The organism is Roseovarius tolerans, from assembly GCF_900109855.1.
Lineage (GTDB): Bacteria > Pseudomonadota > Alphaproteobacteria > Rhodobacterales > Rhodobacteraceae > Roseovarius > Roseovarius tolerans.
Map to the genome: position 1 here is coordinate 95613 of NZ_FOBO01000014.1, position 11376 is coordinate 106988.

8 protein-coding genes are annotated in these 11376 nt (G+C 61.6%); 4 read left to right on the top strand and 4 right to left on the bottom strand.

Annotation, left to right across the window (positions count from 1 at the left end; translation table 11 throughout):
• Positions 1-134 precede the first annotated feature (134 nt).
• The 3 genes from BMX04_RS13990 (at position 135) to BMX04_RS19580 (ending at position 2946) form a co-directional block, all read left to right on the top strand.
• Positions 135-1019 (top strand): AraC family transcriptional regulator, encoded by an 885-nt coding sequence (locus tag BMX04_RS13990; RefSeq protein ID WP_074787478.1) that lies wholly within the window; start codon positions 135-137, stop codon positions 1017-1019.
• A 210-nt stretch (positions 1020-1229) separates the two neighbouring features.
• The gene (locus BMX04_RS13995; protein ID WP_074787480.1) at positions 1230-2018 is read left to right on the top strand and encodes an enoyl-CoA hydratase/isomerase family protein; all 789 of its coding nucleotides are present in this window, start codon (positions 1230-1232) and stop codon (positions 2016-2018) included.
• Positions 2019-2253: 235 nt separating this feature from the next.
• Positions 2254-2946 (top strand): alpha/beta fold hydrolase, encoded by a 693-nt coding sequence (locus tag BMX04_RS19580; protein WP_083398197.1) that lies wholly within the window; start codon positions 2254-2256, stop codon positions 2944-2946.
• A 113-nt stretch (positions 2947-3059) separates the two neighbouring features.
• Here BMX04_RS19580 and BMX04_RS14005 read toward each other — a convergent pair whose 3' ends face one another.
• The 4 genes from BMX04_RS14005 to BMX04_RS14020 form a co-directional block, all read right to left on the bottom strand.
• On the bottom strand, positions 3060-5075 hold the full coding sequence (locus BMX04_RS14005) for a CocE/NonD family hydrolase (RefSeq protein WP_074787484.1): 2016 nt from the start codon (positions 5073-5075) through the stop codon (positions 3060-3062).
• A gap of 82 nt (positions 5076-5157) precedes the next feature.
• Positions 5158-6456: an ATP-grasp domain-containing protein gene (locus BMX04_RS14010; protein ID WP_074787486.1), complete on the bottom strand. Its 1299-nt coding sequence runs from the start codon at positions 6454-6456 to the stop codon at positions 5158-5160.
• Between the two features lie 70 nt (positions 6457-6526).
• Positions 6527-9169, bottom strand: coding sequence for a cyanophycin synthetase (gene cphA, locus BMX04_RS14015; protein WP_074787488.1), 2643 nt, complete (start codon positions 9167-9169; stop codon positions 6527-6529).
• A complete protein-coding gene (locus BMX04_RS14020; protein ID WP_083398198.1) occupies positions 9156-10016 on the bottom strand; it encodes a cyanophycinase in 861 nt (286 codons plus the stop codon). The genes cphA and BMX04_RS14020 overlap by 14 nt, the downstream gene beginning before the upstream one ends.
• Before the next feature lie 219 nt (positions 10017-10235).
• On the opposite strand from BMX04_RS14020, the gene BMX04_RS14025 reads away from it, so the two are divergent.
• Positions 10236-11162, top strand: coding sequence for an isoaspartyl peptidase/L-asparaginase family protein (locus tag BMX04_RS14025; protein WP_074787490.1), 927 nt, complete (start codon positions 10236-10238; stop codon positions 11160-11162).
• Positions 11163-11376 lie beyond the last annotated feature (214 nt).

Below are 11376 nucleotides of genomic sequence, written 5' to 3' on the forward strand. Positions count from 1 at the left end.
AGTGACGATACTCCTGGTGCGGCGACGTTTCTTTCTCGATTATCCGAAATACTTGTCTGATCCTCCGAGTAATAGATTTTCTTGTCACGGAACCGGTCTCTTCCGTGCTAACAGGTCCATGAAGGGAGTGCCGCATGACAAGGTTGCTGGATCGCGCAACGGCGCTGATGGATCGTGCCGGGCTGCCTCAGGGCAGCTTGGCCCATGCCGACAGCGGGATGCATGTCCTCCGGTTCCATACACCCAGCCCGCAGCAGGCCACCGTCTATCGCCCGCTTCTGTGCCTTGTCCTGCAGGGTTCAAAGCAGGTCAGCGCGGGCGCGCGCAACCTGACTGTGGCTGCCGCGGATTCGCTGATCGTCAGCCACGCTCTGCCGGTCGTCTCGCGGATCACAAGGGCCACTCCCGAGACGCCCTATGTAGCGCTGGTCTTTCCGATCGACCTTGATCTGCTGCGCGGCCTTGCAGCCGCCGTGCCGCCTGCAGGCGGGATGCGCAGCAACGACCCGTTCTCGATCACGCGGTGCCCGACCGATCCCGCGATGCAGGACGCGCTGACCCGCTACCTCGACCAATGCGCGAAGGGCGGGACGCGCCAATTGCTGGCCCCGATCACGCGGCAGGAAATCCACGCCCGGCTGATTCTTGGCGCCCATGCCGACGCACTGCAAAAACTGCTCTGGCAGGAGACTACCGCCAGCCGAATCTTTCAGGCGACGCGCGAGATTCAGTCCGATCTGTCGCGCACGGTGGTTGTCGGAGAGCTCGCCGATCGTATCGGCATGAGTCAGTCCGCCTTTTTCGTACATTTCAAGGCCGTCACGGGCACCTCGCCCCTTCAATACCAGAAAGACCTGCGCCTGCTGCATGCCCGCGACGCGCTGCGCGGTTCGGATGCCAAGGTGTCAGAGATTGCCTTCCATGTAGGCTACGAAAGCTCAGCCCAATTCTCGCGCGAATACGCCCGGAAGTTCGGCCTGTCACCGCGCCAGGATCGGGCCACGCTGGCTGCGGAATGATCTGCTGAACAAACGGGACCGGCCCAATGCCGCCATCCAACTTGGTCGTTGACGCTGCGATGCAGCTTTCGCATTGCGGTCATTCGTGCATTGCGCAGAATTGCGATCGACTGAAGGATCAATGTCATGACGAAGCGGCCGGTCAGATTTACTTTCTGGACATGAAGGACTGCATTCTTCAGGCTCCCGGGACGTAGTCTTGGAGGTAGGATGAAACACGTAACCATTGAACGCGATGGTCCGATTTCTGTTGTGTCATTCGACCGAGGATATGCCGCAAACCCGTTTTCGTATGACCTGATGAGAGAGCTGACCGATGCGGCGCGTGGTTTTGAGGATGACTTTGAAACCTCTGCAATTGTCCTGACCGGTCGCCAGGATAATTTCTCGATGGGCTTCGATTTAAGCGATAGTGAAACCACAAGATTGAAAGGCGCAGGATTGGCGGAACGCCGTCAAGCTGCCATTGTTGGCAGGCGCATGTGTCAGGCGTGGGAAGACCTACAGCCTTTGACAATTTCTGCCATTGAGGGATGGTGCGTCGGGGGTGGCGTTGCGCTCGCAGTTGCAACTGACCTACGCGTCGTTAGTCAAAATGCTGGGCTTTACGTTCCCGAGATTGAACGCGGCTTGAACATGTCATGGGGGTCAGTTCCTCGCATTACCAATCTCGTTGGACCCGCGCGTGCAAAACGCGTGGTCATTTTGGCAGAGAAGCTCATGGCGGATCGCGCCGTGGATTGGGGGCTGGCTGATGAGATTGCCGTGGAGGGTTCGACTCGTGACAGTGCTCTGCAATTGGCATCACGCGCGGCCTCAATGCCTGTGGTTGCCCTGCGCATATGTAAGCAAGACATCAACAACTATGCCAACGCCTTGGCGGCGGTCTCGAGCCACACAGATTATGATCAGTTCACTCTCACGCAAGGCAGCGAAGACGCGGACGAAGGCATCGACGCGTTTCTGGAAAAGAGGCCCCCAAAGTTTACGGGCCAATGACAGTTTGGGATCGCTGCCGCCGTTAAATCGGTCGCAGCGTATCCACTTGGAGGGGCCGCACTCATGGTGGGGACGGCCCGGTCCGGACTTTTGCCAAGCCCGCAAGGGGCGCAGTATCTTAAGGTCTGCGGACTCGCAATGTGCCCGACTATCCGGTCGTTCGGTGGATGGTATCGAAAACATCACACGCCAACAGTGACTTTATAAGGTCACTGTTGGCGTGTAGAATCCCATCATGAAACAAAGTGTGAGATTTTGCACATCAGCAGACGGAGTTCAGATCGCGCTTGCCAAGTCGGGCGAGGGACCGCCCTTGGTCCGGGTGGCGAACTGGTTCACGCATCTCGATTTCGACCGTCAAAGCGCTGTCTGGCAGCATTGGTTCGACTTTCTGTCCGACGGGCATTCCCTCATCCGCTACGATCCGCGCGGTTCCGGCCTGTCGGACCGTAACGTCGACGATTTCTCGCTGGACCGATGGATCGAAGATCTGGACGCGGTCGTACAATGCGCTGGCCTGACACGCTTTCCGATGATCGGCCTGTGCCAGGGAGGTGCCGTCGCGGCCGCCTATGCCGCCCGGTACCCCGAAAGGATCAGCCGCCTCGTGCTCTATGACGTGCAGGTGTGGGCTGGCACACCACAGCGCAAGGGATGCGTGCAGCACGTCACGTGGCGTAAGGCGGAACGGGTCAGGCGTAGGCATCCGCGGAATAGGTCAGCTCATAGCTGTGGCTACACGCTCCTGCCCAGAAGTGGCGTCGACGCCTTTCCCGAGAAAGACAGTCTTCGCATCGTAGAACTTCCGGCGCGTTGCCACCACGACCTCTGGATCGTATTTCGCCGCGGACGCGTACTCCCGGCCCGGGTCATCCGCATCATGGGCACAATCCATGCCACCGCTTCGGATATTGGGAAGTTCGAATGAATCTTGCGCCAAATAGACATTGGGTCAGTTTCGAATGCAGATAGACACGGTCACGGCAATTCACTGGCCGCTCTGAACACCAGCCTAGCCTGCCTGCGACCGGTGCCTGCGCGTCACACGGCCTGTCTCGGAATGCTCGCCGTATAGGTCTCGTCGCGAACCGTGGCATCGCCCTCGAATGCCTGCATGCGCGCGCGGAGATGGAAATGCGTGCTGTCGCAAGACAGGTGGGTGTGCGTCACCGTCCGCACGACCCACGCGTCGCGCCGCATCTCGTGGGTCCAGGTGACCTCTCCTTCGGCGGAGGTGGGATCGCCCGGCAGGATGGAGTAGCGCTCGGTGCACTCGGCGGAATGCGTCAGACCGTGCTCGACGATACGGGCCGCACCTTCGTGGACGCCTATATCTGCCGTGACGCGCCCGGTGGTCCGGTCCTCCGTCACGGTCCATTCCGCAGTCGGGGGCGTCTCCACTTCCTGCTCTAGGGGCTCGCCAGCGCGTGGCGAACCAAATGCCGCCGCATCGCTGTGATCGCCGTCCCGCAGCGGCAGGGTGAGCTTACTTTGCTCGGTCAGGACGCGCAGTTCAACCGGTTCGGGCGCAGGCCAGGCAATCGGGAAGTAGCTGGTCGACAGGGCCAGCCGGATGCGATGCCCCGCGCGAAAGGTCTGGGCGACATGTTTCATCGGCACTTCAACCGCGTATGTCTGCCCCGGCGTTAGGGGCTCGGGATGCTCGTGCCCGTCACGATGCGTGAGATTGAGCAAGCCGTAGCTGACCCGGGTCGCCGCCTCGTCGCGGGCCACGTCCATCAGCCGCACGGCGACCTGCGCGACAGGCCGGTCCGAGGTGAACGTCAATGTCAGGCGCGCGTCGCCCACCATGTGCAGCGGCTCGGCAAGCGGCGCGGTCTCGAAGCACAGGCTGCCCGCATCGTCCCGCCGCTGATCGCCCGGCTGATCGCCGGGCAGCGCATAAGAGCACCACTTGCCGCCCTGAAACCCGACCCAGAGCGGCGAGGCGATGTTCAGCCAGCCGCCGGGCACCTCCCCGGCGCTCGACAGCCGTCCGTCGGACCCCAAGGCGAATTCGGTCGGGGTGACAGTCGGCGAGGGCCAGGACGGTTCGGTGATCCAGTGCCCGTCCCGGTGCTCGTAATGCGTTCTGGGCTCGGCGTGATCCTGAAGATAGACCCGCAACGGCGGCTCATCCGCGATGCCGGTGTCGATGCCCTTGAGCCATTGATCCCACCACCGGGTTTCCTCGCTCAGCCAGTCAATCGAGGGGCCCGGCGCGCCTACATGCGGATAGCGATGCGACCATGGGCCGATAATTCCCTTTGCCGGACCCTTGAGGTTCTCGACCAACCGAAAGACAGCGCGGCAGTAGCCGTCGGCCCAGCCGCTGACGGCATAAACGGGCACCTCGATGTCGTCGAAATTTTCGCACACCGATCCGTGCTTCCAGAACGCATCGCGGGTCTGGTGCTCCATCCATGTCTCAAGCCAGAACCCCGACCCATCGAGCCGTTCTTCCCACATCTCGCGCCAGCGATCACCGACATGCGCCGGATCCGGCGGCAGGGTGTTGATCCCGAACATCACCGACGCCCAGGACAGGTGATCGCACAGCATGGTGCCGCCCATGTAGTGAATGTCGTCCGCATAGCGATCATCGGTCGAACAGATCGACACCACGGCCTTCAACGCGGGCGGGCGCAGGGCCGCCAGTTGCAGCCCGTTGAACCCACCCCAGGAAATGCCCACGATCCCGACACCGCCATCGCACCACGGCTGATCGGCGATCCAGGCGATCACATCACAGCCGTCCTGCAACTCGATCTCGGTATATTCGTCGGTCATCACCCCCTCGGACTCGCCTGTTCCACGCAGATCGACCCGCACATAGGCATAGCCCTGCGCCGCCATCCAGGGCGCGCGCGCATGGTCGCGCTCCAGCGTCTTGTCGTTCTTGCGATAGGGGATGTATTCGAGGATCGCTGGCACGGCCTGCCCCTCCGCCCCGTCCGGCATCCAGATACGTGCCGCGAGGCGCGTGCCATCCGGCATAGGGATCTCGAGATGCTCGATTTCCCGAACGGCGACGGGAAGCGGGTGGTCGATTTTCATGACGTTTATCCTGCATTACGTGCGACGCGATGCGCCCAGCCTATCGCGCCCCCGCGTCACAAAGTCCAGCGCTGGCGGTGGCCTATTCCTCGATGTCGCTGAACTCGTAATTCAGCTTCTTCATGACCTGCTCGTAATTCCACAACAGCTTGGATTGCTTGTTGGCCCCCATCCAGATCGACGCCACCGCATAGCTATAGGCATCCTGCTCGGGCAGCTCCGAAAGGCGCATGCCCTTCTTGACGTAGGAGACGATGCGCGTGCCGTCGACCTGTTCCGAGGCCACCTCCAGTTCGGCGCGCGAGGGCACGCGTGTGAGGGTCGCGTCGTTGAAGAACACCCGGTAGAAGAATTCGGCGGCGACATTCTCCGGCCCCTCGCCACTTGGCATGTCGGGCTTGCGCCCGAGCCCCAGATCAACCGTCACCTGCTGATGGCTCACCCCGTCCACCATCTCAAAGAGGTCGCAATGCGATTGCGCGATGCGGGTGTTGATCTCCAGCAGCCAGATCTTGTTCTGCACCTCGTCCCAGTAATATTCCACGTTGAAGCCGGCATTGTCATAGCCGATATGCGCCATCACCTTGCGGGTGATCTCGTTCATCTCGTTCTGCACGCGGGGCGGCAGGGTCGAGGGATAGAGATAGTAGAAAAAGCTGAGCACCTGCGGATAGCGGATCGAATCCACCGTGCCGTAGGGGACAACCTCGCCGTCATGGACATAGCCCTCGACGGTGCATTGCCGCCCGCCGATCACCTGTTCCGCCATACAGTAATGCCCTTCGATCGCCCGTATCTCATCCGGCAAATCGGCCTGATCCAGCACGTAGTTGAACGGCTCTGAAATCTGGCCGATCTCGGCGCGGAAGGCCGCGACCGCGTAGTCAAAATCCTCTGGGCTGTCGATTCGAAAGCCGAGGCGCGACCCTGAAGACTTGATCGGCTTGACGAAGAACGGAAAGCGCAGATCAGCCTCGCCGATCCGCGAAAGCGCGTTGTCGTCGAACGGATCAAAAGCGGTGAACTTCGGGACGTGCTCGGGGATCACCTCGGCCATCACCTTGCGCGACCAGAATTTATGCTCGCACTTCAAAAGGCTCTCCAGCGAGGCATTGCGGGTGCCGTATTTCGCGCACAAGAGCGGCAGCATCGTCGAAACCGGAAAGTCGATATACCCCACGATGGCGTCAATCGAGCCGTCAAAGGCGTCCAGCGTCGCCTCGGCCTCGCGCAGCATCGCGGGGATGTCGAATTCCTGCGTATCCGAGACCGCCTCGGAGGTCAGCAGCGGGTGAAAGACGACATCCTCGACCCCCCGCAAACGGGTCAGTCGCTCGGCATTCATCGCGTTCATTCCGACGACGAAAACATTCTTGGTCATGATGTTGGTCCTTCCTGTTCAGGGCGTGCGCACCGGTGAGGCTGACGCACCGAATGGGTGCAGTTCGTCCTCAGGCCTGTGCGAGATCGGATTGAACCGGAAAACTCCGTCCCTTGAGCCGCTCCGTGGTGCCGGTGATATCGTCCACCAGCAACAGCAGGAAATCGCCCGGCACGGCATCCGCCATGGCCCGGTCAACGGCGTCCTTTTCCTTCATGATGATCTCGACCGCGCAGTCCGATCCGGCGTCGGCTGCGCCTTTCCGGATCAGGTCCGCCGTCTCGCCTTCGGCGCGACCGCGCGCATCGGATTCGTAGACGTAGAGCACGTCGCATATCTTGGCGAGTTGCGCGCCCAGAGCGGCAAGGTCTTCGTCACGGCGATTGCCCGGCGCGGTCGACACGCCGATCTTGCGCTGTTGTCCCAGCCCGTTCACCAGCGGCTCCAACGCCACCAGCGCCGGCACGTTGTGACCGTAGTCGATCAGGCAATAGACCCCGTCGGCCTCGAAATAGTTGGTGCGCCCGGGCATCTGCGCCGGGGTCGGGTGGAAGGTCAGCAGCCCGGCGCGGATATCGTCGATCTCGATGCCATGCGCCAGCGCCACGGCGGCGGCGGCCATCGCGTTCTGCACGTTGAAAGGCGCGTGCCCCTCGAATGCGATCGGCACGTCGTTCACGTCCACCACATCGACTAGAACCTTGCCGCGCAGCAAAACGATACGCCCGTTCTTGACGGTGACGACCATGCGTCGTTCGCTCAAGTGCTCCTGTAGTGCGGGGTTTTCCGGGTCCATCGTGAAGTAGATGATCTCGCCCCGCGCCCAGTAGGTGCCATGCTCCATCACCAGAGGGTCATCGGCATTGAGCACACAATAGCCGCCCTCCTTCTTGACTGAATCGACAACCACGGTCTTGCAGCGTGCCAGCTCTTCCAGCGTGTGGATATCCCGCTCGCCCAGATGATCCGACGCGATGTTCAGCAGCACACCTACATCGCATTCATCAAAGCCCAGACCGCGCCGCATGATGCCGCCGCGTGCAACCTCGAGCACCGCATGCTCGACCGTGGGCTCTCGCAGCACGGCCTGTGCCGCCGCCGGGCCGGAATAGTCGCCGCGCAGAATTATATGATTGTCGATCTCGACCGTGCCGGTACAGCCCATGCCCACCGAATACCCGGACTGCCGCAGGATATGCGTGGTCAGGCGGGTCGTCGTGGTCTTGCCATTGGTGCCGGTGATCGCGGTGATCGGGATGCGGCCATTGTCGGTCGGGTCGGGAAACAGCATATCGACGACATGCTCGCCCACCGGGCGCGGGGTGCCATGCGTTGGCGCCATGTGCATCCGAAAACCGGGGCCGGCATTGACCTCGACCACGCCCGCCGATTGCTGATCGAGCGGCTTGGTCAGCGTCTCCGCCAGAAGGTCGATCCCGATCACGTCGAGCCCGACATGCCGCGCGATCCGCTCCATCGCGAAGCGGATATCCGGATGCACCTCATCGGTCAGATCGGTGGCCGTTCCGCCGGTCGAGATATTGGCCGTCGATTTCAGGAACACCATCTCGCTCTCGGATGGCACACTGTCGAGCGTGAGCCCGGCCTGTTCGAGCATGCGATGGGTCTGTTCGTCGACATGGATCTGGGTCAGAAGATTCTCGTGGCCCACGCCGCGGCGGGGATCCTGGTTAGCGGTGTCGATCAGCGCCTGAATCGTCGACGTGCCATCGCCGGTGACATGCGCCGGGCGACGCCGCGCGGCGGCCACCAGTTTACCGCCGATCACCAGCATCCGGTGATCCTCGCCTTTGATATAGCTCTCGACGATGACCGCTCCCGAGTCGTCGCGCACCCGCGCAAGCGCCGCCTCGTAGCCCGATTTCAGGTCGTCGAGATTGCTGATATCGGTGGTCACGCCGCGCCCGTGATTGCCCGCCAGCGGCTTCGTCACCACCGGCCAGCCGATCCACTCGGCGGCCTCTTGGATCTCGTCCCAGGAATAGCAGGTATAGCCCTGCGGCACGGCGATCCCGGCATCGCCCAGTATCTGCTTGGTCCAGTCCTTGTCGTCGGCGATGGAGTGGCCGATGATGCCCGACTCGTCGGTCACCGTGGCCTGGAACCGGCGCTGTTTCACGCCATGCCCCAGCTGCGTATAGCTGGTCCCCTCGGTCAGGTTGTACCAAGGGATGTTGCGGGCCTTGGCAGCATTCACGATCGACCCCGTCGAAGGGCCAAGCGCATTGGCGTCGCGAACTTCCTTGAGATATTCGATCACCGGGCCGAGATCGACATGCCCGCCATCGTAGAGCTTGCGCACTATCTCGACCGCCGCCTCGCCCGCCGCAAGACCGGTGGCTTCGTCGCGATAGCGGTAAACGACATTGTAGACGCCGCGCTCATAGCTGTCGACGCTTTTGCCATAGCCCACCGAGAACCCGATCAGGTTCTGCAATTCGATGGCGAGATGCTCGACCATGTGTCCGGCATAGGTGCCATTGCGCACCCGCTGCAAAAACCCGCCGGGTTCTCCGACCGAGCAGCGATGCTCGTATATGGTGGGAAAAATGGCTTCGAGCTTTTCCGCGATGCCGGGCACCTTGTCGCTCGGGCGGTCTTCCAGATCCTCGATGTCGAGGCGCATGTAGATGGTTTGATAACGGCTGTAATAATTCGGCCCACGCAGCGCGCGGTGCTCAAGTATACGCATTCCTTTGCTCCAGACTTCCAGTCCCGAGCTCTTTCGGCCCGAGGACCCGCCGGTCCGTGAAACTGTACCCGTTCCCATCGACCAGCGCATGCATAATGACGTTGTGGACGCTCACCGCCTCACCGTCAGAAAGATCGAATACATTGGAACTGGTTATGGCCGAACTGTCAACGAGGATGACGTGACCGGGGCCGAAAGCGTAAATGTTGTCGTTCTCGAAGAGAACTGCCGCATCTTCTCCGAGGCCAACGCCGAGATACTCGGGATTCGTCGCCCCGACCTCCATCAGACGCGAGAATCTCCCCCGCTCAAGGAAATGCGTGTCGATGATCACGCCCTCGATCAGGCCAAAGCCCGCGGACATCTTGACCGCGCCCTTGCGAAGAGAATCCGTCGCATGGCCGCCATAGACCATGGTGGTCGACTGGCACGCCGCGCCCGCGCTTGTCCCTGCGATGACAGCGCCCTCGTCATAGCGTCTGCGGATCATCTCTAGCGCGTCGGACGCGCCCAGAATACTGGTCAGGCGCATCTGGTCGCCGCCGGAAATGAAGATCACGTCACTGCGCGACAGCATGTCGAGCATGGCTGATGCGGCCGCATCGGCGCGCTCGCGTATGCGAACATCCAGAACTTCGCCAGCGCCCAACCTCTCGAACACCTGCCGGTAATCCGAGAAAACATCTTCGGGAATGCTGCTGGCTGTGGTGATGACCCCGACAACCGGGTCCGAGGCCTGGCTTAGTGCCAGAACCTGCCTCAGAATCTCGGTATCCGAGGTTTTATCCTCGGCGCCGCCTATAGCGACAAGTTTTCCTCTGGGGACGGGACGAATCGACATGTCCATGAACGGACCTCCAGTCTGCGGTAGACAACACCTACATATTGTGGAAACTGCCACTCCACAAACAAGTTTGTTACAATATACCCGCCGTCGCTATGCGATGCGCCGCACCGTAACAAGCTTGTCACACTTTCAAGCAGGTTTACGCGGGCAGTATGGTACCAGAAAGTGCGATGGCACTTGTGCAACGGCAATTGTAACTGAATCAAGGAGGGGTGTCCCATGACCAAAGGTTTCGTGCTCGCCATTCACGGGGGTGCCGGTGTCTTGCCCCGTGCCGAGATGTCGCCTGAACGCGAGGCGGCCTGCCACGCCGCCCTCGCGCGCGTTCTGGCCGCCGGAGAGACGGTCTTGGCGCGCGATGGCACGGCCCTCGATGCGGTCACCGTCGCGGTCGAAACGCTCGAGAACGAACCGCTATTCAATGCCGGGCGCGGCGCGGTATTCACCCGCGATGGCACGCATGAGATGGATGCCGCGATCATGGACGGGCGTGGCCGCAGGGCCGGGGCGGTCGCCGGCATCGCCGGGGTGCGCAACCCTGTGCACCTTGCCCGCGCCGTCATGGAACGGACCGATCACGTGCTTATGGTCGGCGACGGGGCACTTGAGATCGCGCGCGACGCGGGACTGGCCTTCGAGGATGATGCCTATTTCTTCACGCAAGACCGTTGGGACAGTCTGCAAAGCACCCTGAAGATGCAAGCCGACGGCACGCTCGATGATGATCCCGCGCGGCGTCACGGAACGGTGGGGGCCGTCGCGCTGGACCGCGCGGGCAATCTCGCCGCAGCAACGTCAACAGGCGGCATGACAGCCAAGCGCAGGGGCCGTATCGGCGACAGTCCGATCATCGGTGCCGGAACCTTCGCCGACGATGCCACCTGCGCGGTTTCGGCCACCGGCGACGGCGAAGCCTATATCCGCCTCTCCGTCGCGCATGAAATCGACGCACGCATGCGTCTGGCTGGACAACCGATGACCGAGGCCGCACGCCAGATCATCCTGAACGACCTGACCGCCATCGGCGGGTCGGGCGGGTTGATCTGTATCGACCGTGCCGGTGCAGTCGCCATGCCGTTCAACTGCGAAGGAATGTATCGAGGCTGCGTGAAAGACGGCGACAAGCCGGTAACGGCTATTTATTGAACTCGGCCCCCAAAGCCCCTGCAGACATCATACCCATCAGTTTGTGCCTATCTACGCGTCGCGACGCGCTAGATGAAAGTCAGGTGTTATCTGTCAGTACCGACATTCAGTACTTGGTCTCCACTCCCAAGAGAGTAGTCTGAGGTGCCCGAGTTTCCTAGACACGTGCTTCCTTCAGTTTCTGCTGTCTGATTTCGAAGTCAACGCGCGCCAG

Coding starts and splice junctions, on each gene's coding strand:
- BMX04_RS19580 (WP_083398197.1), top strand. CDS start 2,254: ATGAAACAAAGTGTGAGATTTTGCACATCAGCAGACGGAGTTCAGATC.
- BMX04_RS13990 (WP_074787478.1), top strand. CDS start 135: ATGACAAGGTTGCTGGATCGCGCAACGGCGCTGATGGATCGTGCCGGG.
- BMX04_RS14010 (WP_074787486.1), bottom strand. CDS start 6,456: ATGACCAAGAATGTTTTCGTCGTCGGAATGAACGCGATGAATGCCGAG.
- cphA (WP_074787488.1), bottom strand. CDS start 9,169: ATGCGTATACTTGAGCACCGCGCGCTGCGTGGGCCGAATTATTACAGC.
- BMX04_RS14025 (WP_074787490.1), top strand. CDS start 10,236: ATGACCAAAGGTTTCGTGCTCGCCATTCACGGGGGTGCCGGTGTCTTG.
- BMX04_RS14005 (WP_074787484.1), bottom strand. CDS start 5,075: ATGAAAATCGACCACCCGCTTCCCGTCGCCGTTCGGGAAATCGAGCAT.
- BMX04_RS14020 (WP_083398198.1), bottom strand. CDS start 10,016: ATGGACATGTCGATTCGTCCCGTCCCCAGAGGAAAACTTGTCGCTATA.
- BMX04_RS13995 (WP_074787480.1), top strand. CDS start 1,230: ATGAAACACGTAACCATTGAACGCGATGGTCCGATTTCTGTTGTGTCA.